The sequence below is a fragment of the Faecalicatena contorta genome (genome assembly GCF_022835095.1).
In the GTDB taxonomy this organism is placed as follows: Bacteria; Bacillota; Clostridia; order Lachnospirales; family Lachnospiraceae; genus Faecalicatena; species Faecalicatena contorta.
The window spans coordinates 4,095,945-4,122,493 of sequence record NZ_BQNQ01000001.1 but is presented as its reverse complement, the minus strand read 5'-3'; the positions used below and the strand labels follow the sequence as shown (position 1 = coordinate 4,122,493).

25 protein-coding genes and 2 pseudogenes are annotated in these 26,549 nt (G+C 45.9%); 25 read left to right on the top strand and 2 right to left on the bottom strand.

Going from position 1 to position 26,549, the window contains the following annotated elements:
* The first annotated feature begins 99 nt into the window (after positions 1 to 99).
* The 9 genes and pseudogenes from MWG26_RS18440 (at position 100) to MWG26_RS18400 (ending at position 10,261) form a co-directional block, all read left to right on the top strand.
* Positions 100 to 1,011, top strand: a complete 912-nt coding sequence (locus tag MWG26_RS18440; RefSeq protein ID WP_025656155.1) for a carbohydrate ABC transporter permease — start codon at positions 100 to 102, stop codon at positions 1,009 to 1,011.
* A 12-nt stretch (positions 1,012 to 1,023) separates the two neighbouring features.
* On the top strand, positions 1,024 to 1,866 hold the full coding sequence (locus MWG26_RS18435) for a carbohydrate ABC transporter permease (protein ID WP_025656156.1): 843 nt from the start codon (positions 1,024 to 1,026) through the stop codon (positions 1,864 to 1,866).
* A 22-nt stretch (positions 1,867 to 1,888) separates the two neighbouring features.
* Positions 1,889 to 4,528 carry a GH116 family glycosyl-hydrolase gene (locus MWG26_RS18430; RefSeq protein WP_117441095.1) on the top strand — a complete coding sequence of 880 codons (2,640 nt, stop codon included), beginning with the start codon at positions 1,889 to 1,891 and terminating at the stop codon, positions 4,526 to 4,528.
* Positions 4,529 to 4,550: 22 nt separating this feature from the next.
* Positions 4,551 to 6,332 (top strand): glycoside hydrolase family 2 protein, encoded by a 1,782-nt coding sequence (locus tag MWG26_RS18425; protein WP_117441094.1) that lies wholly within the window; start codon positions 4,551 to 4,553, stop codon positions 6,330 to 6,332.
* A 51-nt stretch (positions 6,333 to 6,383) separates the two neighbouring features.
* Entirely contained in the window at positions 6,384 to 6,617 is a 234-nt protein-coding gene (locus MWG26_RS23080; RefSeq protein ID WP_081733100.1) for a group II intron maturase-specific domain-containing protein, read from the top strand.
* Positions 6,618 to 6,653: 36 nt separating this feature from the next.
* Positions 6,654 to 6,986, top strand: a pseudogene (locus tag MWG26_RS18415) (BadF/BadG/BcrA/BcrD ATPase family protein); the annotation flags it as partial.
* 1 nt (position 6,987) lies between these two features.
* Positions 6,988 to 7,916 (top strand): annotated as a pseudogene (locus MWG26_RS18410) (2-hydroxyacyl-CoA dehydratase); the annotation flags it as partial.
* Between the two features lie 561 nt (positions 7,917 to 8,477).
* Positions 8,478 to 9,701 (top strand): tyrosine--tRNA ligase, encoded by a 1,224-nt coding sequence (gene tyrS, locus MWG26_RS18405; RefSeq protein WP_117441093.1) that lies wholly within the window; start codon positions 8,478 to 8,480, stop codon positions 9,699 to 9,701.
* A 50-nt stretch (positions 9,702 to 9,751) separates the two neighbouring features.
* Positions 9,752 to 10,261 (top strand): flavin reductase family protein, encoded by a 510-nt coding sequence (locus MWG26_RS18400; protein WP_025656159.1) that lies wholly within the window; start codon positions 9,752 to 9,754, stop codon positions 10,259 to 10,261.
* A 243-nt stretch (positions 10,262 to 10,504) separates the two neighbouring features.
* Here the strand turns inward: MWG26_RS18400 and MWG26_RS18395 are convergent, their stop codons facing one another.
* A complete protein-coding gene (locus tag MWG26_RS18395; protein WP_025656161.1) occupies positions 10,505 to 11,815 on the bottom strand; it encodes an alpha-amylase family glycosyl hydrolase in 1,311 nt (436 codons plus the stop codon).
* 413 nt (positions 11,816 to 12,228) lie between these two features.
* Between MWG26_RS18395 and rplM the strand changes: the two genes are divergently transcribed.
* Entirely contained in the window at positions 12,229 to 12,657 is a 429-nt protein-coding gene (gene rplM, locus MWG26_RS18390) for a 50S ribosomal protein L13 (RefSeq protein WP_025656162.1), read from the top strand.
* A gap of 26 nt (positions 12,658 to 12,683) precedes the next feature.
* A complete protein-coding gene (gene rpsI / locus MWG26_RS18385; RefSeq protein WP_025656163.1) occupies positions 12,684 to 13,076 on the top strand; it encodes a 30S ribosomal protein S9 in 393 nt (130 codons plus the stop codon).
* Positions 13,077 to 13,275: 199 nt separating this feature from the next.
* Here rpsI and MWG26_RS18380 read toward each other — a convergent pair whose 3' ends face one another.
* A complete protein-coding gene (locus MWG26_RS18380) occupies positions 13,276 to 13,536 on the bottom strand; it encodes a hypothetical protein (protein ID WP_025656164.1) in 261 nt (86 codons plus the stop codon).
* Between the two features lie 160 nt (positions 13,537 to 13,696).
* Here MWG26_RS18380 and MWG26_RS18375 point away from each other — a divergent pair, with 160 nt between their 5' ends.
* The 14 genes from MWG26_RS18375 to ispD all read left to right on the top strand — a co-directional run bounded on the left by MWG26_RS18375 (position 13,697) and on the right by ispD (position 26,523).
* A complete protein-coding gene (locus MWG26_RS18375; RefSeq protein ID WP_025656165.1) occupies positions 13,697 to 14,686 on the top strand; it encodes an AraC family transcriptional regulator in 990 nt (329 codons plus the stop codon).
* Between the two features lie 257 nt (positions 14,687 to 14,943).
* The gene (locus MWG26_RS18370; protein ID WP_025656166.1) at positions 14,944 to 15,441 is read left to right on the top strand and encodes a CarD family transcriptional regulator; all 498 of its coding nucleotides are present in this window, start codon (positions 14,944 to 14,946) and stop codon (positions 15,439 to 15,441) included.
* A gap of 258 nt (positions 15,442 to 15,699) precedes the next feature.
* On the top strand, positions 15,700 to 16,101 hold the full coding sequence (locus tag MWG26_RS18365; protein ID WP_025656167.1) for a GntR family transcriptional regulator: 402 nt from the start codon (positions 15,700 to 15,702) through the stop codon (positions 16,099 to 16,101).
* A gap of 21 nt (positions 16,102 to 16,122) precedes the next feature.
* Positions 16,123 to 17,523, top strand: a complete 1,401-nt coding sequence (locus tag MWG26_RS18360) for a hypothetical protein (protein WP_025656168.1) — start codon at positions 16,123 to 16,125, stop codon at positions 17,521 to 17,523.
* A gap of 216 nt (positions 17,524 to 17,739) precedes the next feature.
* Positions 17,740 to 19,056 (top strand): hemolysin family protein, encoded by a 1,317-nt coding sequence (locus MWG26_RS18355; protein WP_025656169.1) that lies wholly within the window; start codon positions 17,740 to 17,742, stop codon positions 19,054 to 19,056.
* 81 nt (positions 19,057 to 19,137) lie between these two features.
* Positions 19,138 to 19,851, top strand: a complete 714-nt coding sequence (locus MWG26_RS18350) for an IMP cyclohydrolase (protein WP_117441333.1) — start codon at positions 19,138 to 19,140, stop codon at positions 19,849 to 19,851.
* Between the two features lie 15 nt (positions 19,852 to 19,866).
* A complete protein-coding gene (locus tag MWG26_RS18345) occupies positions 19,867 to 21,045 on the top strand; it encodes a phosphoribosylaminoimidazolecarboxamide formyltransferase (RefSeq protein ID WP_025656171.1) in 1,179 nt (392 codons plus the stop codon).
* Positions 21,046 to 21,066: 21 nt separating this feature from the next.
* Complete coding sequence (locus MWG26_RS18340) at positions 21,067 to 21,573, top strand: YcxB family protein (protein ID WP_025656172.1); 507 nt, start codon at positions 21,067 to 21,069, stop codon at positions 21,571 to 21,573.
* A gap of 19 nt (positions 21,574 to 21,592) precedes the next feature.
* On the top strand, positions 21,593 to 22,018 hold the full coding sequence (gene tsaE / locus MWG26_RS18335) for a tRNA (adenosine(37)-N6)-threonylcarbamoyltransferase complex ATPase subunit type 1 TsaE (RefSeq protein WP_025656173.1): 426 nt from the start codon (positions 21,593 to 21,595) through the stop codon (positions 22,016 to 22,018).
* A 98-nt stretch (positions 22,019 to 22,116) separates the two neighbouring features.
* The gene (locus tag MWG26_RS18330) at positions 22,117 to 23,301 is read left to right on the top strand and encodes a bifunctional tRNA (adenosine(37)-N6)-threonylcarbamoyltransferase complex dimerization subunit type 1 TsaB/ribosomal protein alanine acetyltransferase RimI (RefSeq protein WP_025656174.1); all 1,185 of its coding nucleotides are present in this window, start codon (positions 22,117 to 22,119) and stop codon (positions 23,299 to 23,301) included.
* Positions 23,302 to 23,549: 248 nt separating this feature from the next.
* Positions 23,550 to 23,783 (top strand): hypothetical protein, encoded by a 234-nt coding sequence (locus MWG26_RS18325; protein WP_025656175.1) that lies wholly within the window; start codon positions 23,550 to 23,552, stop codon positions 23,781 to 23,783.
* A gap of 1 nt (position 23,784) precedes the next feature.
* Complete coding sequence (locus MWG26_RS18320; protein WP_025656176.1) at positions 23,785 to 24,702, top strand: ribonuclease Z; 918 nt, start codon at positions 23,785 to 23,787, stop codon at positions 24,700 to 24,702.
* Positions 24,703 to 24,725: 23 nt separating this feature from the next.
* Entirely contained in the window at positions 24,726 to 25,754 is a 1,029-nt protein-coding gene (gene tsaD / locus MWG26_RS18315) for a tRNA (adenosine(37)-N6)-threonylcarbamoyltransferase complex transferase subunit TsaD (protein ID WP_025656177.1), read from the top strand.
* Between the two features lie 58 nt (positions 25,755 to 25,812).
* Positions 25,813 to 26,523, top strand: coding sequence for a 2-C-methyl-D-erythritol 4-phosphate cytidylyltransferase (gene ispD / locus MWG26_RS18310; RefSeq protein WP_025656178.1), 711 nt, complete (start codon positions 25,813 to 25,815; stop codon positions 26,521 to 26,523).
* The last annotated feature ends 26 nt before the right edge of the window (positions 26,524 to 26,549 follow it).

Below are 26,549 nucleotides of genomic sequence, written 5' to 3'. Positions count from 1 at the left end.
GAAGTGACTGCACAATCCACGGAGTATGGTCGTGCAGTTATTTCATTTGAGAGGTATCAGGTAACTGTTTTGTAATAAGTGATAGAGCGAGGAATTTCTATGAGTGGGAAATACGAAGTGGGCATAAAGGAAAACAGAAAGAAAAAGCGCAGCTTCCTGCAGTATGCGTTCATTGTACCACATATGATACTTTTTATCATTTTCGTCTGTATTCCTATCGTGTTCGGGATATACATTTCGTTCACAAATTGGGACATGATTGGCACACCGGAGTGGGTAGGGCTGGCAAATTATAAAGAAATTTTACTGAATAGTAAGTCTACCTTTAATCGGCAGTTTATGGAAGGCATAAGGAATACGCTGCTATTTGTAGTTTTGAATGTTCCTTTGTGTATTGTTGTACCACTTGGGTTTGCACTTGTATTGCATCTGCGTCCATATGGATCGAAGTTTTTCCAGTCTGTATTATATCTGCCAACATTATTTTCTGTCACATCGGTGGGATTAATCTGGATGCAGCTTTTGAATCGCCGTTTTGGGCTTGCATCCATGATGGGGGCAAAGGTTCCTTGGGCAACGACCATGCCCTATGCCTGGATCGCTTTGATGGTTATGACGGTCTGGTGGACGATGGGGGCGAACATGGTTATTTATCAGGCGGCACTGAGCGGGGTATCGCAGGATCTTTATGAGGCAGCGGAAATTGATGGCGCCGGAGGAATCGTAAAGTTTTTCAAGATCACACTTCCTTCAATACGCTTCCAATTACTGTATACCCTGGTAATCACTGTTGCCGGAAGTTTTAATGTTTATGGGCAGCCAACGATCATGACGAGGGTAGACCCGGCTACGGCACCGGCGGTTAAGGTACTGGTATACCATATACGGAACATCGCGTTTGGTTCAGGACAGTCTGCTGCAGGAATAGCATCCGCAATGGCGGTTATTCTGGGTATTTTTATTGCAATTATTTCCATATTCCAGTTTAAGCTGATACGGAATGAAGATTAGGAGGGAAAGACGATGAAAAAGAAGACGTCTCTTCGCCGGTTTATAATCGGGCTGCTGGTGGGGCTGATCTGCCTGATATGGGTGCTGCCAATCTGTTATGGCATTTTATCAAGCCTGAAAAGTGAAATAGAAATCAAAGATTTAAACTTTCATTTTATTCCCCAGACATGGACACTCGAGAATTACAAATATGTACTGACTAGTACAGGGAATACTCCGGTGCTGAAATGGCTGGTAAACTCATTGGTGATTTCGACAGTAAGCGCTGCAGGATCTGTGATTCTGCTTTCTCTTGCAGCTTATGGATATACGAGGATTGAATGGAAAGGAAGGGACAAGGTGTTCTACTGTATGCTTGCACTGTCATTCTTCCCCCAGATTGTGAATATAATCCCTCTTTACCAGATTGTAAATATGTTCGGCTGGGTGAACAAGATGGCTGCTGTGATCGTGCCTTCATTGGCAGGAGTGACGAATATGTTCCTGATGCGGCAATTTATGCTGGGGATACCAAAGAACTTTGATGAGGCGGCGCGGATTGACGGCGCAGGAGAATTTACTATCTATTCCCGAGTTATTATGCCTATGATGAAGCCGGTTGTCACTGTGGTGGTTCTGTTTACATTTACGAGCCAGTGGAATGATCTTCTTTGGCCATCAATCGTTTTCAACGATGTACAGAAGATGCCGCTGACCCCAGGACTGCAGCTTTTGATGGGGGCATATGGTAACTTTTATCTGGCATCTATCCTGACTGCAGCGGTGGTGTCTATTATTCCGACATTTTTATTATATATTTTTGCACAAAAATATTTCCTACAATCTTTATCACTCTCTTCAGGAGTGAAAGGATAACATTACATAGCTGGAGGTTCACATGAAAAGTTATAGAAATCATAAAACGAAGGAAATCTCATTCCCATTGGGAGGGATTGGTGCCGGATGTATCGGGCTGGCAGGCAACGGGCGCCTGAAGGATTGGGAGATTTACAATCATCCCTATAAAAACACATCTAATGGATTCACACATATCATGGTCAGGGCAGAAAAGAAAGGGGAAGTATTGGATGCTCGTGTTCTGCAGGGAGACTGGATTGACGGTGCTACAGGAGGAGAGACAAGAAACGTAGCCCGTGGGAATGGCGGATTCGGATACGGCATGGGACCATATAGAGGGACGATGGCAGGAGTTCCGCATTTTAAGGAATGGGAATTCAAAGGAGAATATCCGTTCGCTGAGATGGAATTTCGGGACGCTTCTTTCCCGGGAGGAGTGAAGCTGTCAGCATTCAGTACATTTATTCCTCTGAATGACAAAGATTCTTCCCTGCCGGCAGCACATTTTGAGGTGGAATTCGAAAATCCAACTTCTGATAGGCTGGACTATACAGCCTTTTTTACTTTGAATAACCCTCTTCCTTACGGGACGGGGAAGAACAGTTTTGTAAAAGAGGGAAGTATGAGCGGAATCCAGTTAGAGTGTGAAAAGGTAGACACAAAAGATTTGGTGTGGGGCAACCTATGTATTGCAACGGATCACGAGGATATCAGCTATCAGGAATATTGGTATCGGGCAGAATGGTTTGACAGTCTGGAAATGTACTGGCATGACGTGATGAAAGGCGGGCATCTTAAGAATCGATTCTATCCATCAATCCGTGGGAACGACAGGACACCATACGTGCTGGACGGAGAAGAGCATGCCACACTGGCGGCTCACTGCGAGCTGGAGGCAGGGGAGAAAAAGAAAATCCGCTTCATTCTGACCTGGTATTTTCCGAATTGTGCCAATACATGGCATCCAGAGCCTAAAGCAGAGGCACCAGTCATCTGGCAGAATTACTACACTAAGCTTACGGGAAGCGCAAAGGATTGTGCGGTTTATGGGATCAGCAACTGGGACAGGTTGTACCGTGACACAAAGCTTTTCAAAGATACACTGTATCAGACATCACTTCCGGATTTTTGTTTGGAGGCAGTCTCTGCAAATATGTCTATTTTGAAGACCGCAACCTGCCTTAGATTGGAAAATGGTGAATTCTACGGGTTTGAGGGAAGCGGACTAACAGAAGGAATCTGTGAGGGAAGCTGCACTCATGTATGGAATTATGCGTATGCACTGCCGTATCTCTTCCCGAAGTTGGAGAGAAGTATGAGGGATGTAGACTTTGCCTATAATCAGAGAGAGGACGGTGGAATGTCGTTTCGTTTGATGCTGCCTCTTGGCCGGGAGCGGGATGGATTCAGACCGTGTGTGGATGGCCAGATGGGCGGTGTGATGAAGGCGTGGAGAGACTATCTTCTATGTGGTGACAAAGAGTGGCTTTCTAAGAATTGGATTCCGATTAAAAAGAGTATAGAGTTTGCATGGGCGGAGACGAATCTGGACCGATGGGACGAGAATCAGGATGGTATCCTCGAGGGACGGCAGCATCATACTATGGACATGGAGCTTTTTGGTCCAAGCAGCTGGCTGAACGGATTTTATCTTGGCGCGCTGAAAGCCGGAGCAAATATTGCCGAAGTATTAGGATACGAAGAGGAAAAAGTATTGTATCTGCGTCTTTTTGAAAATGGAAAGAAGTTTTGCAACAAGATTCTTTTTAATGGAGAGTATTTCCAGCAGGATGTGGATTTAAAGGATATGACTTTGCTGAAAAAATACGACAAGATGCTCTCAATCGATGGCTATACAGCAATCGATGCATACTGGAATAAAGAAACAGAGGAAATTAAATATCAGGTGGCAAACGGGTGTGCAACGGATCAGGTACTGGCACAGTGGCATGCGAATCTGTGCGGTCTGGGTGAAATCTTTGAGGAAGAAAAGACGAAAAGCGCGCTGCGCTCCATCTATAAGTACAACCGTGTCCTAGATGCAAGGAATACATTTAATGCAGGACGGATCTATGCGTTGGATGACGACCGCTATTTGAAGATATGTGGGTGGCCGGACGGAGCACCGAAGCCTTCCGTACCACTTACTTATGCAGATGAAGTGTTCTGTGGTCTGGAATATCAGGCAGCGGCCCATATGATTCAGGAAGGACTCCTTGAAGAAGGGTTTGAGATCGTGAAGGATATCCGTGACCGGTTCGATGGAGAGCAGCGCAACCCGTGGAATGAATTTGAATGTGGAAGCAATTATGCGAGAAGCATGGCAAGTTTTTCGTTGGTACCTGCGGTGAGTGGGTATGAGGTAGATATGGGGCAGCAAAGGATAGCTTTCTATCCGAAATTAGAACAGGAAAGGTTTGCTTCTTTCTTCAGTATGGATTCTGGCTGGGGACTCTTTGAACTGTCAGCAGAGGGAACAAAGCTAGAAGTGGAGTATGGACTTGTCACCATCCAGAGATTCGGGCTTCCAGAACAATATGAAGATATATGCGGCATCTCTTGTGGGGGGGAAAACTTGCAATTCTCTGTAGAAAAGGGAGTAAAAGGTGTTGAAATCCTATTGGAAGAACCGGTTACCATTCATAAAGAAGAAACGCTGGAAGTGTGGTTTGACAGATAACTAGAAGGAGACTAGAAGAGAGATGAAATGTTATAAAAAAAACTACCCAAGGCCACAATTTGTACGGGATAACTGGGTGGACCTTAGTGGGGAGTGGGGGTTTCGCTTTGACGACGAGAACCGCGGTGAGATAGAAAAGTGGTATCAGACGTTTGATGCTCAGAGAAAAATCCAGGTTCCGTTCACATATGAGACAGAGAAAAGTGGTATCGGTGATGAGTCGGTACATAATTATGTGTGGTATAGAAGGACTTTTGAAATTGATAAAAAGGCTATGAAAAATCAGCGGGCAATACTCCATTTTGAGGGAAGTGATTTCACTACAAAGGTCTGGGTCAATGGAGAATGTCTGGGGCAGCACAAGGGTGGATATACACGGTTCAGCTTTGATATGACCTCTGTATTGGCAGACGGTGAGAACATAGTGACAGTCAGAGTGGAGGACAGTTTGGATCCGCGTCAGCCCAGGGGAAAACAAAGATGGCTGCCAAAGAATTTCGGATGTTGGTATGTCCAAACAACCGGTATCTGGAAATCTGTATGGATGGAAATGGTGCCGGAAAGCAGATTGGAACATGTAAAGATGACACCGGATCTCGAAAAGGGAACTCTGGAGATAGAATGTATGTTGGAGGGAGCCAAAGGAAGAAATCTGGACGTGGAAGCGGCCGCTTTTTTCAAGGATACTCTTGTCGCAAGATGCCGGGCAATGGTGGATGAAGACATTGTAAGGATGCAATTGGATTTACGAGGAATCCATAATGCAGACACGGAGTGGGGATTTTATAAATGGTCACCGGAGGAACCAAATTTATATGATATCGAGTTCCGGGTATACGAAGGGACTGAACTTTTGGATGAAGTGGGATCATATTTTGGAATGAGAGAAATTCGCATCGATGGCCCGAACATCCTCCTGAATGGAGAACCACTTTACCAACGGTTGATTTTGGATCAGGGATATTGGAAGGAAAGTCACCTTACACCTCCGGATGAAGAAGCACTTGTGACAGATATTAAGAAGGTGCAGAATCTTGGATACAATGGTATCCGAAAGCATCAAAAGACTGAGGATGAGAGATTTCTTTACTGGTGTGATGTGATGGGAATGTTAGTCTGGGGTGAAGCACCGTCTAATTATACCTATACGGATGATTCCGTGGTATTGTTCATGAAAGAGTGGAGTGATATTGTAAGGCAGAATTATAATCACCCATCTATCATCACGTGGACACCGGTGAATGAATCCTGGGGAGTCCCGTCAGTAGAGACAGAACCGATGCAGCAACATTTTACAGAGATGATCTATCACCTTACAAAAAGCCTTGACAAGGGGCGCCCAGTCATTGTCAATGATGGATGGGAACATACCGTATCAGATATTATTACGCTTCATGATTATGAAGAAAAGGGAGAGGATTTTCTTCACAGATATCTAGCTCACAAAGATGAACTTATGGACACTAGGATATATCATTGCAATCGAAAATCTGCCTTTGCAAACGGTTATATATATAAGGGGCAACCCATCATAATCAGTGAATTTGGGGGTATTGCTTTCGACAATGGTGAACAGGGCTGGGGGTATGGCAATAAAGTGAACTCGAAAGAAGAATTTATCAAGCGGTTTGATGATATCACGACTGCTATGAAAAAACTTCCGTATTCCTGTGGATACTGCTATACTCAAGTGACGGATATCCAACAGGAAATCAATGGTCTGATGGATATTGAACGAAACTATAAGATTGAGCCTGAGATTATAAGGGAGATTAACCTGAGGAAAGTGGACACGGTTGAATAGTGAAATAAAGGGAAATGCTGGCTGAGAGTACACCCGAAATCCGTGGATAAGATGAAAAACCGCCTAAGGGAACTTACAACCAGAGGGAACAAGTGGGGCAACTCGGAAAGGGAAGAGAAACTAAGGAAATACACAAATGGGTGGATCAACTATTTCCGATATGCAGGCTCCCCCGCCGTCGCACAATCCCCTCCCCAATCAGGTGTCCTCCCTTCATCGACCCCATCAATAAATCCCCCCATACATACAAAAAAGCGATATGACTTTTATGGGAGTACATGTTAGCATTAGTAGGAGAGTATAAAGACAGGAGTTTTTAGGATGAATTATGTTGGAATTGATATTGGGTCCAGCGCGTCTAAGGTGGTGGTGCGGGGGGAGAAGGCGCAGCAGTTTGTGATGCCCACAGGATGGAGCGGACGGGAGACGGCAGGGGTGATTCAGGCTCGCCTGGAAGAAGATGGGATTGATGTGGGCGGACAGGATACAAAAGTGATCCGGATTCAAAATGGAGCCGTGACAGATTTTCTTATGAATGATAAATGCTCGGCAGGAACGGGCAAGTTTCTGGAGATTATGGCTAACCGGCTGGGGATAGCGCTGGATGAACTGTTTGAGCTGGCTGCACAGGGGACGGCGCTGCCGATCAGCTCTAGAGCTGAAGGAAAAGGGGATACCTGTAGTTGGGGGTTACTGTACCTATTTTCCCCAGGAGATCGCCATGGCTATGGGGGCGGCAGTTGTAGGGCTTTGTTCCACATCTGACGAGACCATTTCCGAGGCGGAAAAAGATTTGCCGAAAAATCTGTGTCCGCTGATCAAGTCTAGTTATGGATTTGCAAAGACCGATAAATGTCCGTTTTTCTATTTTTCTGATGTGGTTGTGGGAGAGACTACCTGTGACGGTAAGAAAAAGATGCATGAGTATATGTCGGAAATTAAACCGGTCTATCTGATGGAACTTCCAAACCGCCAGTCAGAAGACGGGCTCAGGCTGTGGAAGAACGAAATTATCCGCGTGAAGGAATATCTGGAGGAAAAATTTGAAGTTAAAATAACGGATGAAAAGCTAAGAGAAGCTGTGCGGGTTATGAATGAGGTCAGAAGATCCATAAAGGGGCTGTACAGTGTGATGGCAAATGATCCGGCGCCCATCAGCGGGCAGGATCTGTTTCATGTTATGTATGGCAGTACCTTTAAGTTTGATAAAAAAGCAATCCCGGGAGAAGTGGATGCGCTGACAGAAAAGATCATAAGGGAATATGGAGAAGGCAGGAACGTGGGAAGGAAGCCGAGGATATCTATGAGACGCTTGCCAGAAGATATCTGGATATCGGGTGTTCAGTTATGACTCCGAATCCAAACCGTCTGGAACTTTTGGGACGACTTATGGAAGAGTTTAAAGTAGACGGCGTGGTAGAAGTGATCCTGCAGGCCTGTCATACATACAGCGTGGAATCCATGGGGATACGCAAATTTGTAAATGGAAAGGGGAAGCCCTATATCAGTGTAGAAACGGATTATTCTATGGCTGACCTGGGACAGCTCAATACAAGGCTGGCGGCATTTATTGAAATGCTTTAAGCGTATTCGCCTATCGAAACGTCATATGCGTATTTGGCATGATGTCCGCGCTCCCTTTATTTCGCGTCCTCCAAAACTCAAATTTCCGCCTTGACAAATTCAGAAGAATAAGATAAGATTGCAACAGATATGAAAAAAGCGATGAAGAGAACAAGTAATAGCTGATTCGGAGAAAACAGAAAGCTGCCGGCTGATGAGAGGCGCGCGACACGATTGGTTATGAATACATCTCGGAGCTTCACACCAAAAGCATTGGAGTTATCCGCTGTACAGCAGGCGGGTATGCAAGTAGGCTGTGACGGGGTGGTGCACGTTATTGCACTGAGTAATTATGCACGGTATGCAGGACGGATCAAGCGGTCGCTATGTGTGCAGGATATACTCACTGAGGCAGGGGATGCGAATCGTCTGCGAATAAAGGTGGTACCACGAGTTTTATGAGCCCTCGTCCTTTTGGATGGAGGGCTCTTTTTGCGTGAAATGCGGAGTGCACAAGAATGCATATAATTCTTCGCCTGCACGCTTATTATCAGAACCACAAAAGAAAGGATGAATGAAAAAATGACACTGTATGAAGAATTACAGGCCAGAGGGCTGATTGCCCAGGTAACAGACGAAAAATTGATTTCTGAATTAATCAATAATGGGAAGGCTACATTTTATATCGGATTCGATCCCACGGCAGACAGCCTCCATGTAGGGCATTTCATGGCGCTCTGCCTGATGAAACGCCTGCAGATGGCGGGGAATAAGCCCATTGCTTTGATCGGGGGAGGCACAGGGATGATCGGTGACCCATCCGGAAGATCCGATATGCGCCAGATGATGACGCCGGAAATTATTCAGCACAATTGTGACTGCTTCAAAAAACAGATGAGTAATTTCATCGATTTTTCTGAAGGAAAAGCAATGATGGTAAATAATGCCGACTGGCTTCTGGACTTGAATTATATCGAAGTTCTGCGGGAAGTCGGGTCTCATTTCAGCGTAAACCGGATGCTTGCTGCGGAGTGCTATAAGCAGAGAATGGAGAAGGGCCTGACCTTCCTGGAATTCAACTATATGATTATGCAGGCATATGATTTTTATGCTTTATACCAGAAATATGGCTGTAACCTGCAGTTTGGCGGGGATGACCAGTGGGGAAATATGCTTGCGGGAACAGAACTCATCCGCAGAAAACTTGGAAAAGATGCAAGCGCCATGACCATTACTCTGCTTCTGAACTCAGAGGGAAAGAAAATGGGGAAAACCCAGTCGGGCGCTGTGTGGCTTGATCCAAACAAAACATCTCCGTTCGAGTTCTACCAATACTGGAGAAACATTGCGGACGCCGATGTATTGAAGTGCATCCGTATGCTTACGTTCCTGCCTCTGGAACAAATTGACGCAATGGATTCATGGGAAGGCAGTCAGTTAAACAAAGCGAAAGAAATACTGGCATACGAACTGACACAGATGATACACGGCAAAGAGGAGGCAGACAAGGCACAGGAAAGTGCAAGAGCCCTCTTCAGCCAGGGAAATGCGGCGGAAATGCCGACGGCAGAACTGACTGCAGAGGATCTGACAGAGAATACTGCCGATATTCTCACCCTGCTTTTAAAGAGCGGCCTTGTTTCCTCCAAATCAGAGGCGAGACGCGCGGTAGAACAGGGCGGGGTCGCTGTGGACGGAGAAAAAATCACAGACATCCATGCGTCATTTACAGCAGATGTATTGTCAGGAGAAGGCGTAATACTGAAAAAGGGGAAAAAGAACTTCCGTAAAGTGGTATTAAAATAAGCAGAACCTGAGTAAAAATAATATAATACAAATACAGGGGGTAATCGATGATGGGATTTAGAGAAGTATCTGCAGAAGAACTGCAGTTTAATCCATTTACAAAGATTGGGAAAGAGTGGATGCTCGTAACCGCCGGGGATGAAGAGAAACACAACACCATGACTGCCAGCTGGGGCGGTATGGGGATTATGTGGGGAAAAAACGTAGTGAGCGTCTACATCCGCCCGCAGCGTTACACAAAAGAATTTGTGGATGCCAATGAGTTGTTTACGCTGTCCTTCTACGACGAATCATACAGAAAAGCATTGAACATCTGCGGCAGCAAGTCCGGAAAAGACTGCGACAAAGAAGCAGAGGCAGGGCTGACCCCCTACTATACGGACGGGACAACCGCATTCGAAGAAGCAAATATGATACTCGTCTGCAAAAAACAATATCATCAGGATATGTCATCAGAACATTTTGATGAGAAAGAAAATGATTCAAGATGCTATCCGGGGAAAGACTATCACACCATGTACATGGCGGAAATCCTAAAGGTGCTTGTGAAGGAAGTATGATGTGTGGGGAAATGGGAATGCCGATGCATTCCTGTATAAGTCGGTTTGACGGCAGGGCTGGTGGCCCTGCCGTCAATTCATATGTTGGCTTTTATTTTGATGCAGCGGTTGTAACACCGCAAAAGACGCATTCAAAAAAGTCTTTCCCCGATTCCTTAAAGCTGGCGCATCCGGCCGGGACATTATGCACCTCCGGGGGAGGTGCATAAAGGCGGGGGCAGTGGACCGAAGAGGGAGCCCCTTCTACCCAACCCTCAAATACTGTACACTATAAGGCTTCATATCAAGTCGGCCGTTTAATGTGCCTTCTCTGCCTGTTATGAGATCTGTATAATCTCCCCGCAGTTCTCCGTTTTCTGCGGTGAAGTCGGAAGCGGAGGCGTTGATTGCTACCAGGATTTTTTCTTTTTTTGATTTCCGCTCAAAGATCAGCTGGTGGTTTGTGATGACTACGTTATGGTATCCGCCGTTACATAGGGCATCGCTTTCTCTGCGGAGTGTGATTAGGGTACGGATGTAGGCTGTCAGGTTGTTCGGCTTTGGTTCGTCAAATGAAGGGCGCAAAGCGTAATCGTTGTCCGGGGCCTTTATCCCCTCTTCTCCCCATTCGCTTCCATAATAGAGGCAAGGGATGCCTGGCATGCCGAATAGGATGCCATAAGCAGGGATGATATGTTCTTTATTCGTTAAAATACTGGCAATTCGGGTGACATCGTGATTATCTACGAAGTTCATCAGATGCTTGCCCCTGTATATGCACCACTGTTCCGGGCCGTACTGGCGGTTGAGTGAATGGGCGATTTCAAAGAGATTCATGCTGTTAAAGCTGGAATAGATGCCCTTGTAGCATTCATAATTGGTACAGCTGTGCAGCATTTCGTCATTGACGATCAGGTTATAGTCGCCAAAGAGCACTTCTCCAATCAGGGCAAATCCTGGTTTGAGCTCTTCGCAGAATGCGCGGAGACGTCTCATAAAGTTGTGGTCCAGGCTGTAAGCAACATCGAGGCGCAGTCCGTCAATGCCGAATTCTTCAATCCAGAATCGGACACAATCCAGCAGGTAATCTGTGACTGCAGGATTTTGCAGATTCAGCTTAACCAGCTCGAAATGGCCTTCCCAGCCCTCATACCAAAAGCCATCGTTATAACCGCTGTTGCCGTCAAAATTAATGAGAAACCAGTCCTTGTACGGAGATTCCCATTTCTTTTCCTGTACATCCTGAAATGCCCAAAAACCGCGGCCTACATGGTTGAAGACCCCATCCAGCATGATTTTGACATCATGGGAGTGCAGCGTTTCACATACGTATTTAAAATCTTCATTCGTGCCGAGGCGGCAGTCTACTTTTTTAAAATCCCGGGTATCATATCCGTGATTATCGGATTCAAAAATCGGATTCAGAATAATGGATCCTATTCCAAGCTCCTGGAGATATCCTCCCCACTTTGCAATCTTACGTATACGGGGTACTGTGATACCGTCATTATGGACGGGGGCGTCACAAAATCCAATCGGATATATTTGATAGAAAGTTTCATTATAAGCCCACATAAATTCCACCTGCTTTCTAAAATTTTTTTATGTTTGTATAATAAGTATACTTTTTTAGTATATCATAAATCCGGGTAAAAATAATGCATTTTAATAGTACTTAAAATTAAAAGAAGATCTATCCAAAGGGCGTCCCGTAATGCAAGCCCTGCAAGAGATGCAGGGCTTGCATTACGGGGAGCCTTTAGGGGGGCTGAAATTTCATGGCTTTATTACTTTTTTTATTACAATTTTATCGTGGATTTTATCGTGGAAAAAGAAAAAAATGTTGACAACGGGATGCTAACATACTATAATAGAACAGCATGAAAAAAGGAGAAACAGCATACACCAAAGCCCCGGAGTGCGCTGATTTCATATAAAAAATTAAGCAAGTTAAGTTATATGATATGATTATGATAGGAGGAACACCCATGAAGACTTATATGGCTAACCCAGACAAGATTGAAAGAAAATGGTATGTGGTTGACGCTGAAGGATGTACTTTAGGACGCCTTGCATCTGAGATTGCAAAAGTTTTAAGAGGTAAGAACAAACCAGAATTCACACCACATGTTGATACAGGCGACTACGTTGTAGTTGTAAATGCAGAGAAGGTAAAGGTAACAGGTAAGAAGTTACAGCAGAAGATATATTATAACCACTCTGAATACGTAGGCGGCATGAGAGAGACTACACTGGCAGAGATGATGGACAAGAAGCCGGAGCAGGTCATTGAACTGGCTGTAAAAGGAATGCTTCCAAAAGGACCTTTAGGTAGAACGATGATGAACAAACTTCATGTATACGCTGGCCCAGAGCACAAACAGCAGGCTCAGAAACCAGAAGTATTAACATTTTAAGGAAAGGTTGAAAGGAGGACATTACAGTGGCTAACGCAAAATATTACGGAACAGGAAGAAGAAAAAAATCTATCGCAAGAGTATATCTTGTACCTGGAACAGGTAAGATCACTATAAATAAAAGAGACATTGACGATTATTTAGGACTGGAGACATTGAAGGTCGTTGTTCGCCAGCCGCTTGTAGCAACATCAACAAGCGACAAATTTGATGTACTGGTTAATGTACATGGAGGCGGATATACAGGACAGGCAGGAGCAATCCGTCATGGTATTTCAAGAGCACTTCTTGAAGCAGATCCGGACTACAGACCGATTCTGAAGTCAGCTGGTTACCTGACACGTGATCCACGTATGAAAGAACGTAAGAAATACGGTCTCAAAGCAGCTCGTAGAGCACCACAGTTCAGTAAGAGATAAGCATACGTTTCAACACGTACAATTTCAAAAAGATTTTACAACTCCTCAGGACTTCCGTCTTGGGGAGTTTTTTAATGATTAAAAGTATTGGTTTTTTGAGAGGAGATGTTATAATGTAACTATATATTTTAGGGATTTAATGACTTATGATCTATTCCTTTTGCAGTTAAAAAAATCCCCAGTTGATCGGTCATTCAGTTCATGCAGTTTTTTTATTATGGCAGACAAGACCGCAATCTTCTAAATATTTCTCCATGCTTTCCAGCACCTGCTCTTCACAGCCCTGAACCATCAGTACAAATGTGCCGTCGCTGCAGCGGTCGAACAGAGAGAGAATGTCTTCTGGCTGGACATTGGCACAGTCTGTTGCAACAATTCCTGTAAAAGAAAAACTTCCCAGCATATACAGATAGTCTTTTAAATTTTGCACAGTATCTAAATGAATCACATATGTTTTCACACCCGCCACCTCCTTAGTTTCATTGCTTATACCAATATTATATGGTAAAATGAGTGATCAGAACAGGGAGTAATTACACGTTAATGTGTGATTTTCTCATATTTCAATTGGGGCGGAAAAAAGACACAGGCGCAGTATAAAGTTCACGGAGGAGGCACATATGCGGCAGAATAAAATGGCGGAGTCCCTGGCTGTTGTAAAAAACCGCCGGGGAGAACCGCAGAGAGAGCATAAAGTTATCCTTCCACAGGAGCTGCTTAAGCACAACTATAACGAGCTGGAGGAACATTATTTTATCCACGATATTCAAAAACTTGCATCCGGATTTCCCGAACGGGAGAATATTTACATATTGGGACATGAGGTGACAGAGGATTTTCCGCTGCATAATCATGATTTTTTTGAATTGTGCTATGTATGCCAGGGGGAGCTGTTGAATGAGATCGATGGCGTAGAGCTTTACATGTCCCAGGGAGATATTGTATTGTTGAACAAATATGCGCTTCAGGCAATCCATTGTGTAAATCCGGAGACGCTTATCGTAAATGTCTGTATTAAGGATAAACTCTTTGGGCGGACATTGCGGGAGTTTGTGATGGATAAAAATCCAATCTCGGAATTTTTGAGATATGATAATCCGGGCAAAGAAAAATACATGTTCTTTTCTACCGGATACAGCAAAAATATTCCGATATTCATGAACAATATGGTCGAAGAGTACACGCAGGCGGGATTCCATCAGACTTTTGCACTCGAAGCTTGGCTTCTTTTGCTTCTTGACAGTCTTGTGAAGCGTGGCCGGTACAGTTACTATGGCATGGACAGAAAGGCGGGGAAAGTGCTTCAGTATGTACGGGAACACTGTATGCAGCAGACCCTGGAGGAAATGGCAGCGGGCCTGGGATACAATGCCAACTATCTCACTGGATATATAAAGAAGCACACTGGTAGAAATTGCCGTGATATCATGAAGGAGGCCAGGCTGAATGAGGCCATGCACCTTCTGGCCGATACCGGGCTTACCGTCTATCAGGTATCCGAGGCCTGTGGGTATTCAAGCCCCAGCCATTTTTTCAGGATATTTAAAGAATCGGTGCAGATGACCCCGAAAGAATACCGGAAACAGATACAGGCAGGAGAAGGTCGGTAAGGAGCCATATATCTGGCGATTCATGGCCCTGACTGTGCAGAATACACAAAGATCTGTAGGGGATTTTTGAAACAAATTCATGAAATTTATCGGATAGGAGTGAAAAGCCTTACAAAAAGCCGGAAAATATGCTATAATCAAAATATAGAAGCTGAGAACAGGCCGTTACAGATGATGTACCGGCCTTTCTTAAATACTAATTATTATAGTCAGAGTGTACCTGCAGTAGATTTGGAAAGAAAGAGGAAGCGTAAAGAATGAATCCGGGTGAAGTAGTAGTTTATAAGTGCAAAGGGATGTTTAAGGTAGAAGATGTAGGAACTTTGAATTTTAGCTTTGTGGACCGCAGAAAAAAGTATTATACCCTGCAGTCTTTGGAGGATTCAAGAGAGCGGGCATATGTGCCGACAGAAGATAGGGAAAATATCAGGAAACCGGTGAGCAGAGACGAGGCGATCGAACTGATCCATAAATTGGATGAGATTGATGTGCTCTGGATCCAGAATGAAAAGCTGAGGGAGCGTGAATACAAAGACTGTATCTCCGGCAATAGACCAAAAGATTGGGTAAAAGTACTGAAGACACTCCATAAAAGAACGCTGAGCAGAGGCAGCATAACCAGTATTGATAAGAAATACCAGCAGTTGATTGAGCATGCGCTGTACAGCGAACTGGGGTATGCGCTGGGGATACCGCAGAATAAGGTGGAACACTATATACAAGAGGCAAAGAATTGTGCACTGGAAGATGAGTGAATGAATTAGAAGGGCGTCTGTCTGAAAAAGAGGGGGATGCCGCCGGGATAGCCGGGATAGGTTCAGTATATATAGAACCTATCCCGGTTTTTTGCCGCCATCCCGTCCGTATATCTCGCAGGGGGGCAATAAAAGCCATTTGGACCAAATATATAAGTGTTTAAGATAAACATGGTTGACTTATGTATTATTTGTATTATAATAAATAATACAAATAGAAGCGTGTAACATAAAAATAATTTTCGAGGAGGTGATATTGTGATTCTAAAACTGGATATGTCCGGAGATATTCCTATATATGTGCAGCTGCGCAATCAGATTGTGCTGGGCATTGGAAGAGGGGAACTAAGGGTTGGGGAGAGGCTTCCAACTGTGCGGCAGCTTGCAGGAGACGCGGGAATAAATACGATGACGGTGAATAAAGCGTATCAGGTACTAAAAGCAGAAGGGTTTATTGAGATTGACAGACGGCATGGAGCTGTGGTGCGGCCGGTACAGGGTGCGGACGGCGTATTCCATGAGAAGCTGGAAGAGGAATTGGAGCTACTGACGGCGGAGGCAAAATTGAAAGGGATGAATCAGCAGGAGTTCTTATCCCTCTGCGAAAAGATGTTTTCGGAGCTGCATTTGCAGGAATATGAAACGGCAACAGAGGGATAGAAAGTCTGAGAAGGAGGCTGCATGGCTGTTTTTCTAATTTTTTTATTTACGGATATATTTATAACAGTAATATTCATGGCGGTTTATGGACACCGGAGAACCTACAGTGAAGGAATGCTGCTGGGGGTTCATATACCATCCTATGCCCTGCATGAACAGGAAGTAGAAGCACTGATGGAGAAACACAGGCGCAGGACAAAATGGTTTTATGCAGTGAACCTGCTGTTGTCGGCAGCGGTTTGTTTCCTGAATTTTTGGTATCTCTCCATTTTTATCCTTGTATGGAGCGTCTGGCTGATTGAACTAACAGCAGGCGCCATGGGACTGCTTAATGCGGCCCACAGGCAGCTTTATGATCTTAAGATGGAACGGGGATGGCAGGGAGCATCTGGCAGTAAGATTGTTGTGGTAGATACGAATGTTTCTGCAGAGAATGACAGACTTCCCTTCTCTATTTGGTGGAATCTTCCTGTTTTTGCGGCAGCAGGGGTTTTGGTTTTTATCCAGCCTGTCCGGGAAACTCTTGCAAAGGCGCCGGAAATGTGGGGGGTTACAGGAGCCGCCATTGTATCAGCGTTGTTCTTTACCGGGATGCATTTGTGGTCAGTGCGCAGAAGAAATGAGGTTTACAGCAGCAGCACAAAGATCAACTTGAAAGTGAACCGGCTTGTCAAGAGAGTCTGGTCAGGTATCTGGATGATCAGTAATTATTTGAATCTGCTGGCTATCGGGACCGTGATTTACTCGGGAGTACGGCTGCGGGCCTTTACGCCGGCAAACATCCTATGGTACATAGTGGTTCAGTGTATCATGGGAATCCTGATCCTGGCTGCATTTCTATACCTCAGATGGAAAAAGAAAGATATCATAAAGGAAGACCAGCATCCACTATATGTGGATGACGATATATACTGGAAAAGTGGATGGTATTATAATCCGAATGATCCAAGAGTATGGGTGCCGGATCGGTATTGTACTTCCAATTACACTACGAATATGGGCCGGACAGGAGGAAAGGTCCTTACTTTTGGGACTATAAGTTTTGTTCTTATTACCTTTATCATAATACTGATGGTATTTCTGAAGATGGATTTTACCCCCAGATACCTGGTGGTTAACGGCGATGATATCAGTGTCTCATCCCCTATGGCTCCTATTTCGTTTAAACGGGATGAGATAAAAGGGATAGAACTGCTGGATTCAATGCCTGATGGGGATTTTACAAGGACGAACGGCCTCGGAGACGAACGCCAGCTTGTCGGTAAATTTAGGGAGAAAAAGCAGGGAGAGTTCCGGATGTATATTTACCGCGGCTATTCTCCGATTTTAAAAATAGAACTTCCACAATATACGGTACTGATAAATAGCCAGGAAAAAAGCGAAACTGAACGTTGGTATTGGGAGTTGGTGAATGAGTTTTAGGCTCGGGAGTCCCAGCACCTCCCCGTCCTCCCTGTCATAAAGCGTTCCCCGCCCATCTACAAGCGAAAGTAAGTTTTTATAAAGATTTCGGTATTGCCAAATAGCCTGCTTCATGCTATACTCCATCTAAAAACATTCTGTAAAGAGGGGAGCCTCTTTCCGGAATGTAAACGCCACAGGCGTAAAAAATTATTATTAGGAGGATTATTTTTTACTATGGACTCAGACCCTGACGGGAACACGATTTTATTTCAACTGTTACTCTTATTATTTTTCACGCTCATGAATGCTTTTTTTGCCGGTGCCGAGATGGCCGTGGTCTCTGTGAATAAGAACAGGATCAGGAGCCTTGCGGAGGAGGGGAATAAAAAGGCAGTCGTGATCCAAAGCCTCTTTGAGGATTCTACGAAGTTTCTTTCAACGATTCAGGTAGCGATAACATTTGCCGGATTTTATTCCAGTGCATCTGCGGCGGCGGGGATTGCGCCTACGCTTGCAGCATGGCTTGAGAACATGAATGTACCGTACAGTATGGCGATTGCCAGAAATGGCGTGACTCTGCTTTTGATGTTCTTTAACCTTGTGTTTGGTGAGCTTGTGCCCAAAAGGATTGCACTGCAGAAGGCGGAGGCGTTCTGTATGGTGACGGTTATGCCCATCCACTATATTTCTAAGATACTTTCACCATTTATTAAGCTATTGTCTGTATCGACGAAAGCTGTCCTGCGGCTGCTCAGGCTGAAAACGGAGGATCAGGAAGAGGCTGTGACAGAAGAAGAGATCAAAGCCCTATTGAAGATGGGAAATGAAAATGGTACTTTTGAGGATGAAGAGCGGGAGATGATCAATTCTGTATTTTCATTTGACGACAGGACGGCCCGGGAAGTTATGGTGCCGAGACGGGACGTGTATGTGCTGGATGTGGAGGAGCCCTTTGCGACTCTGGCAGATGAAATTCTGGAATCCAGACACTCCAGAATCCCTGTGTATGAGGGGAATATAGATAATATCATCGGAATTCTTCATATCAAGGACGTGATGATCGAAGTGTGTAAGAATGGCTGGGACGGCCTGGATATCAGGAAAGTGGTTCGTAAGCCCTATTTCGTGCCCGATACAAAGGATGCGGATGAACTGTTCCGCGACCTTCAGAAGTCCAGAAAGCACATGGCTGTATTGGTAGATGAATACGGCGGTTTTTCAGGAATTGTTACGGTGGAAGACCTGGTTGAAGAGATTATGGGAGAAATCAGCGAGGAATATGAGGAAGTTGTCCAGGAGATTATTCCGCTGAATGAAAATGAATATATGTTGGATGGCGGGATTCTCATAGATGACCTGAACGAAGAGATGGGACTGAAGCTGGTTACAGAGAATTATGACACCCTGTCAGGATATCTGATTGAACAACTGGGGTATATTCCGGGTAAGGAGAGCCGGGAGACAATTGCGGCAGACCAGGTGGAATTTTCTATTGAGGAGATGAAGGGGAACCGGATCAGCAAAGTGCGCATGAGAAAAAACTCAGCTTAGTTATTGAACTTACGCGAGTTCGCGGGTATAATAAGTCTGTATACAGCGAAATAATCATGAAATTCAAAGGAGAGCCATCTTATGAAAATGTTATCAATCGAGCAGGAATTAAAGAATAACTCGTATCCCGGGAGAGGTATTATCATTGGGAAGAGTGAAGACGGCAAAAAAGCCGTGACTGCTTATTTCATTATGGGTAGAAGCGAGAACAGCCGCAACCGCATCTTTGTGGAAGATGGGGAAGGAATCAGGACACAGGCGTTCGACCCTTCCAAACTGACAGACCCAAGCCTTATTATTTATGCACCGGTTCGTGTACTGGGCAATAAAACGATCGTAACAAACGGGGATCAGACGGACACCATATATGAAGGCATGGACAGGCAGATGACATTTGAGCAGAGTCTGCGCTCAAGAGAATTTGAGCCGGATGGCCCTAACTATACACCCCGTATTTCCGGGATTATGCACCTGGAAAACGGCAGATATAATTATGCAATGTCTATCTTAAAGAGCAGCAATGGGAATCCAGAGAGCTGCAGCAGGTATACATTCGCGTATGAAAATCATCTGGCGGGAGAAGGACATTTTATCCATACATACATGTGTGATGGAAATCCTCTGCCGAGTTTTGAGGGAGAGCCAAAGCTGATATCTGTTCCAGATGATATCGAATGCTTCACGGAGCTTTTGTGGAACAGTCTGAATGAGGACAACAAGGTTTCTCTTTTTGTACGCTATATAGATATCGAGACCGGGAAATACGAGACGAAGATTGTAAATAAGAATCAATAAGGAGCGAAGGATATAATGAATGAATTAGAATTGAAATATGGCTGTAACCCGAATCAGAAGCCGTCCAGAATCTATATGGAGGATGGCAGCGAACTGCCGATCAAGGTACTTTGCGGACGCCCGGGTTATATTAACTTTCTGGATGCGTTCAATGGCTGGCAGCTGGTTAGTGAATTGAAGAAGGCTACCGGCCTGCCGGCTGCCACCTCATTTAAACATGTGTCTCCGGCAGGGGCTGCGGTAGGGCTTCCTTTGGATGAAACACTGGCTAAGATTTATTGGGTAGAAGACCTGGGGAAGCTGTCCCCTCTGGCATGTGCATATGCGAGAGCGAGGGGAGCCGACAGGATGTCCTCTTTTGGCGATTTTATTTCCCTGTCTGATGTCTGCGATGCGGACACCGCGAGGCTGATTAAGAGAGAAGTGTCAGACGGTGTAATTGCACCCGGATATGAGCCGGAAGCTCTTGAGATTTTAAAGCAGAAAAAAAATGGCAATTATAATGTTATCGAGATTGATCCGAACTACGTTCCGGCTCCGTTGGAGCGTAAAGAGGTATTTGGAATTACTTTTGAGCAAGGCAGAAATGAACTGATGATTGATGATGAATTCTTTGCGAATGTAGTAACAGAGAATAAAGACATTCCGGAACCGGCCAAAATGGATCTGGCGATTTCTATGATTACGTTGAAGTATACACAGTCCAACTCCGTATGCTATGTAAAAGACGGGCAGGCAATTGGCATCGGGGCAGGGCAGCAGTCCCGGATCCACTGTACAAGACTGGCGGGACAAAAAGCAGACAACTGGTGGCTGCGTCAGTGCCCGAAGGTACTGGAGCTGCCCTTTAAAGACGATATCAGGCGTGCAGACAGAGACAATGCCATTGATCTGTACATTGGAGAGGAATATATGGATGTCCTAGCCGACGGCGTCTGGGAGAATACATTTAAGGAAAAACCAGAAGTATTTACCAGGGAAGAGAAGCGCGAATGGCTTGATAAGCTCACTGGTGTGGCGCTTGGTTCTGATGCCTTCTTCCCCTTTGGTGATAATATCGAGCGCGCTTACAAGAGCGGCGTAAAGTACGTAGCGCAGCCGGGTGGATCAGTGAGAGACGACAATGTAATCGAGGCATGCAACAGGCATCAGATGGCGATGGCATTTACAGGACTGCGTCTGTTCCATCATTAGAATCGTTTGAAAGGATGGGCTATGTCAGTCAGATTTGAGATACGAATGACGCCGCAGGCAATGTATAGTTTTATGCTGCATCATAATTATACGCAGCTGTCCGGGATACTGGAGGTAGTTTTTGGTACCGTGATTTTGGCGACGGGGCTGAAGCAGGCGGAGTCTGGGAAGACTGCGGGTGCGGTGCTGTTATTTTTCATCGCAGCGCTTATATTTGCGTATCCGCCGGTTATGCTCAGGATACGCGCAAAACGCCGGGTGGAGAATACGCCCGTATTTAAAAAGCCTTTGTGTTATGAGCTTACTGACAGCGGTGTCAAAGTGATACAGGAAGACCGGGAAAACGAGAACCCCTGGCAGGATTTTCAGCGGGCGGTTTCCACAGGGCAGGCGCTTGTGCTGTATATGGATAAAAGCCGTGCCGTTATCTTTCCAAGAAATCAGATCGGAGAGAAATGGGCGGCTGCAGCGGAGATGATCTCTACCCACATGCCGCCAGACAAGGTTCGGATCCGGCAGGTAAATTAAGCATGAAAGAGGGGAGAATATGGTACTGGAATCAAGAAGTCCCGAACAGACATTTCAAATCGGCGTCAGGCTGGGGCAGAAGGCGAAGCCGGGACAGGTGTATACTCTGACCGGCGATCTTGGTGTGGGCAAGACCGTATTTACCCAGGGATTTGCGAAAGGGCTTGGGATTGAGGAGCCTGTGTGCAGCCCTACTTTTACAATCGTTCAGGAATACGGGGAAGGCCGTCTGCCGTTTTACCATTTTGATGTCTACCGCATCGGTGATGTGGAGGAGATGGATGAAGTGGGATACGAGGATTATATTATGGGCCAGGGCGTCTCTCTGATCGAGTGGGCCGGCCTGATTGAAGAGATCCTCCCGGAAAATCGTACGGAAGTGATTATAGAAAAAGATCTGGAACAGGGATTTGAATATCGCAGAATAACGATCGAAGAGATGTAGGGATAACAAACGGGGGCAGACGGGTGCTGGCCCCTTTATGTAACAGTTCAGGCCTGCCTGAACTGTTACCCCTTTATAGAATAGAGAGGAAGTATGACATGCGGGTATTGGCAATTGACAGCTCCGGGCTGACCGCCACGGTGGCGGTAGTGGAGGAGGACAGGACCATAGCGGAATATACGATTGATTATAAAAAGACCCATTCACAGACGCTTCTGCCTATGATTGATGAAGTGGTAAAGATGGTGGAACTGGATCTTGCTTCCATAGATGCAATCGCAGTGGCGGGCGGGCCGGGCTCTTTTACGGGCCTGCGTATCGGATCCGCAACGGCGAAAGGGCTGGGGCTTGCACTGGACAAACCCTTGCTGCACATTCCTACGGTGGACGGCCTGGCATATCAGGTCTACGGATGTGAGGACCTCATATGTCCGATTATGGACGCGCGCAGAAATCAGGTATATACCGGAATCTATACATTTTCAAAAAAAGCGGGCAGGAAAGAGGGCACCAATTGGGTGGAACCCTGCTTTCAGGTGCTTAAGATGCAGATGGCTGTATCGATAGACGAACTACTGCGCCGTCTGAATGCGTATGGAAGGCCGGTGGTGTTCCTGGGGGACGGTGTACCTGTGCACAGAGATGTGATCGATAAGTATATTCAGGTGCCGTATTCCTTTGCACCGCCCTATATGAGCCGCCAGCGTGCAGCAGCAGTAGGGGCCCTGGGGATCCAGTATTACAAGGCCGGAAAGATGGAGACTGCCGGGGAGCATCAGCCGGAGTATCTCCGGGTATCGCAGGCCGAACGGGAACGTGCAGAGCGGGAAAAACAGGCCGAGCTGATCGTCCGGTATCTTAGAGCAGAGGATGCGGCTGCTGCAGCTGAGATGGAGCGGCAGATATTTTCGGATCCCTGGAGTGAGACAAGTGTGCTGGACACCATCAATCAACCGCAGACAATCTGTATAGCAGCAGAAAAGGCGGGAAGGCTTATAGGATATATGCTGGTTTACGAGGCTGCGGGAGAAGCGGAGATTGTCCGCATTGCAGTGGAGAAAGAATCCAGGCGGCAAGGGGCAGGCAGCCATCTGATGCTGAAATTGGAAAATATATGTGAAGAAAGAAAAATCAATAAAATACTTCTGGATGTGCGGGAGAGCAACGCGGCGGCACGCTCCTTCTATGAAGAGGAGGGGTTTGTGGAGGATGGCATCAGGCAGAATTTTTACGATGCCCCGAAGGAAGATGCTGTATTGATGAGCAGGAAACTTGGCAGGTAATTGGTCGGTGTTCAGACCGTGCCGTGCACCTTGCTGCACGGCATCGGAGCCTATAAAGTGATGAGGCCGGGGCATCTGCACCTCGCCGCAGGCGACTTTTAATGTGCAGATGCCGTTACTGTGCGCACACGAAGAGTGTGTACAGTAACGGTAATTGAGGAAGCACTTCCCAGTATGAAATTAGCTCAAAAGCCGATATAATGAAGGCGTAACAAAAGTGGAATTTACACAGCACAGGAGGAATTTGTATGCGCCAGTATCAAGTAAAAGAGACAAAAGAAGTAAATAAAATTATCTGCAATAAATGTGGAAAAGAAATACCGGTCGTAAATGGGCATGCGGAGGAAGGCATCCTGAGTGTTGATCATACATGGGGATACTTTTCGAATAAGGATGGAGAGAGACATTCTTTTGATTTATGTGAATCCTGCTATGATGAGCTCCTTGCATCATTTCAGATACCGGCAGAAATAGAGGGATAATATGTTAGATGTATGTTTACTCGGGAGCGGCGGCATGATGCCGCTTCCTTATCGGTGGCTGACTGCCCTGATGACGAGATTTAACGGCAGCAGCCTGCTGATAGACTGCGGAGAAGGGACACAGATTGCGATCAAAGAAAAAGGCTGGAGTTTTAAGCCGATTGACGTCATTTGTTTTACACATTATCACGGCGACCATATCAGCGGGCTTCCGGGACTGCTTCTCACGATGGGAAATGCAGACCGGAGGGAACCCCTTACTCTGATTGGCCCTAAAGGACTGGAAAGGGTTGTGAATGCGCTGAGAGTCATAGCGCCTGAGCTTCCGTTTCCGATTCGTTTTTTAGAAATAGAAGGGACACAGCAGATATTTGAGATGAACGGTTATCGTCTGAAGGCATTCCGTGTGAACCATAATGTACTCTGCTACGGATATACACTGGAGATCGACAGGGCCGGAAAGTTTGACATAGAAAGAGCGAAGGCGCAGGGTATACCGATGCAATGCTGGAATCCGCTGCAAAAGGGAGAGACCGTGGAACTGGACGGAAGGATTCTGACGCCCGATATGGTTCTGGGCGCTCCGCGTAAAGGGATTAAAGTTACTTATACAACAGATACAAGACCGACGGAGTCCATCCGGGAAAATGCAAAGGATTCGGATCTGTTTATATGTGAAGGGATGTACGGAGAAAAAGATAAAGCTGCAAAAGCGATAGAATATAAGCATATGACCTTCTATGAGGCGGCACAACTGGCCAGGGAAGCGCAGGTGAGGGAACTTTGGCTGACGCACTACAGTCCATCCCTTACCAGGCCGGAAGAGTATATGGATGATGTAAGAAAGATCTTTCCGGCGGCGAAGCCCGGTAAGGACAGAATGTCTGCGGAACTGGCATTTTCTGAGAATCAGCCTTGAAGCGGGTAATAGGAGGCATATTTATGAAAGAAATTCGAAATATTAATATACTTGCAATTGAGAGTTCTTGCGATGAAACTGCGGCTGCGGTTGTAAACAATGGCCGTGAAGTGCTGTCGAATGTGATTTCATCCCAGATTGAGCTTCATAAGCTGTATGGCGGTGTGGTGCCCGAGATTGCATCCAGAAAGCATATTGAGAAGATCAATCAGGTAATAGAACAGGCTTTGAAGGACGCCAATATGACGCTGGATGATATCGATGCGGTTGGAGTGACATACGGCCCTGGACTTGTGGGCGCTCTTCTGGTGGGAGTGGCGGAGGCTAAGGCAATCGCCTATGCAAAGAAGCTTCCTCTGATCGGCGTACACCATATAGAAGGGCATATTTCTGCGAATTATATTGAACATCACAGCCTGGAACCGCCGTTTTTATGCCTGGTTGTGTCGGGCGGGCATACGCATCTTGTCTGCGTAAAAGAATATGGTAAATATAATATTTTAGGACGTACGAGGGACGATGCGGCAGGAGAGGCCTATGATAAGGTAGCGAGGGCCATCGGCCTGGGTTACCCGGGAGGGCCGAAGATTGACCGGCTGGCAAAAGAAGGGGATCCGGATGCAGTTAAATTTCCAAGAGCTCATATAGAGGGCGCACCTTATGATTTCAGTTTCAGCGGCCTGAAATCCGCGGTTCTGAATTATATCAATGGCTGCCAGATGAAAGGACAGACCTACAATCCGGCAGATATTGCGGCCTCTTTCCAGAAAGCTGTCGTGGATGTGCTGGTGGAAAACTCTATGAACGCGGTGGAAGAATACAGCATGAACAAGTTTGCTATTGCCGGCGGTGTGGCATCCAACAGCGCCCTCAGGGAAGGAATGAAGGAAGCCTGTGATAAGCGGGGAATCGAATTTTATTATCCCTCCCCGATCTACTGTACGGATAATGCCGCTATGATTGGGGCCGCCGCCTATTATGAATATCTGGCGGGGACCAGGCATGGCTGGGATTTGAATGCGGTGCCGAATCTGAAACTGGGGGAACGTTAGGGGAGAGAGGATTCATGTGCACACCCAAAAAGGGTACGCGGTAACGAATGAGGTGTATATGGGGAAAACACATTGTACCGCCATTGTACTGGCGGCAGGGCAGGGAAAGAGAATGGGAACAAAAGTACACAAGCAGTATCTGCTGCTTGGGGACCGTCCGGTACTCTATTATTCTCTGAAAGCTTTCGAAGATTCACCGCTTATTGACGAGGTTTTTCTGATAACGGGAGCAGGGGAAGAAGAATACTGCAGGGAGAACATCGTCAATCCGTATCATTTTACAAAAGTAAGCAGGATCATGCACGGAGGCGCGGAACGCTATCATTCTGTCTGGAACGGCCTTCAGGAACTGGAGGAACATGGTTATGTCTTTATTCACGACGGAGCCCGTCCGTTTGTGGACCGTGGAATCATCGAGAGGGCTTACGAGGAAGTACAGGAGCACAAGGCCTGTGTAGTCGGCATGCCTGTAAAAGATACCATCAAGATGGCAGATGAACACGGTAATGTAGAAACGACGCCGGACAGAAGCAAGCTGTGGATGGTGCAGACTCCCCAGGTTTTTGAAAATCATTTAGTAAGAGGTGCATATTCTATGCTGATGAGGGAAAGCTATATCAATGTGACGGATGATGCTATGGTTGTGGAGCAGATGCTGCGGTATCCCATCAGGTTGGTTTATGGTTCCTATGAGAACATAAAGATCACAACTCCTGAAGACCTGGAGATGGCTGAGGTGTTTCTGAAAAGACGCAGTGAAAAATTATAAAAAAGTTATTGACATATATTTCATAA

Bases quoted from the DNA above. Each gene is read 5' to 3' on its own strand.
- tsaE (WP_025656173.1), top strand. From the start codon at position 21,593: ATGGTACTGGAATCAAGAAGTCCCGAACAGACATTTCAAATCGGCGTC.
- MWG26_RS18440 (WP_025656155.1), top strand. From the start codon at position 100: ATGAGTGGGAAATACGAAGTGGGCATAAAGGAAAACAGAAAGAAAAAG.
- MWG26_RS18350 (WP_117441333.1), top strand. From the start codon at position 19,138: ATGAAAATGTTATCAATCGAGCAGGAATTAAAGAATAACTCGTATCCC.
- MWG26_RS18430 (WP_117441095.1), top strand. From the start codon at position 1,889: ATGAAAAGTTATAGAAATCATAAAACGAAGGAAATCTCATTCCCATTG.
- MWG26_RS23080 (WP_081733100.1), top strand. From the start codon at position 6,384: ATGAAAAACCGCCTAAGGGAACTTACAACCAGAGGGAACAAGTGGGGC.
- MWG26_RS18370 (WP_025656166.1), top strand. From the start codon at position 14,944: ATGAATCCGGGTGAAGTAGTAGTTTATAAGTGCAAAGGGATGTTTAAG.
- MWG26_RS18340 (WP_025656172.1), top strand. From the start codon at position 21,067: ATGTCAGTCAGATTTGAGATACGAATGACGCCGCAGGCAATGTATAGT.
- MWG26_RS18435 (WP_025656156.1), top strand. From the start codon at position 1,024: ATGAAAAAGAAGACGTCTCTTCGCCGGTTTATAATCGGGCTGCTGGTG.
- MWG26_RS18360 (WP_025656168.1), top strand. From the start codon at position 16,123: ATGGCTGTTTTTCTAATTTTTTTATTTACGGATATATTTATAACAGTA.
- ispD (WP_025656178.1), top strand. From the start codon at position 25,813: ATGGGGAAAACACATTGTACCGCCATTGTACTGGCGGCAGGGCAGGGA.
- MWG26_RS18345 (WP_025656171.1), top strand. From the start codon at position 19,867: ATGAATGAATTAGAATTGAAATATGGCTGTAACCCGAATCAGAAGCCG.
- tsaD (WP_025656177.1), top strand. From the start codon at position 24,726: ATGAAAGAAATTCGAAATATTAATATACTTGCAATTGAGAGTTCTTGC.
- MWG26_RS18375 (WP_025656165.1), top strand. From the start codon at position 13,697: ATGCGGCAGAATAAAATGGCGGAGTCCCTGGCTGTTGTAAAAAACCGC.
- rplM (WP_025656162.1), top strand. From the start codon at position 12,229: ATGAAGACTTATATGGCTAACCCAGACAAGATTGAAAGAAAATGGTAT.
- MWG26_RS18355 (WP_025656169.1), top strand. From the start codon at position 17,740: ATGGACTCAGACCCTGACGGGAACACGATTTTATTTCAACTGTTACTC.
- MWG26_RS18325 (WP_025656175.1), top strand. From the start codon at position 23,550: ATGCGCCAGTATCAAGTAAAAGAGACAAAAGAAGTAAATAAAATTATC.
- tyrS (WP_117441093.1), top strand. From the start codon at position 8,478: ATGACACTGTATGAAGAATTACAGGCCAGAGGGCTGATTGCCCAGGTA.
- MWG26_RS18395 (WP_025656161.1), bottom strand. From the start codon at position 11,815: ATGTGGGCTTATAATGAAACTTTCTATCAAATATATCCGATTGGATTT.
- MWG26_RS18400 (WP_025656159.1), top strand. From the start codon at position 9,752: ATGGGATTTAGAGAAGTATCTGCAGAAGAACTGCAGTTTAATCCATTT.
- MWG26_RS18320 (WP_025656176.1), top strand. From the start codon at position 23,785: ATGTTAGATGTATGTTTACTCGGGAGCGGCGGCATGATGCCGCTTCCT.
- MWG26_RS18330 (WP_025656174.1), top strand. From the start codon at position 22,117: ATGCGGGTATTGGCAATTGACAGCTCCGGGCTGACCGCCACGGTGGCG.
- MWG26_RS18425 (WP_117441094.1), top strand. From the start codon at position 4,551: ATGAAATGTTATAAAAAAAACTACCCAAGGCCACAATTTGTACGGGAT.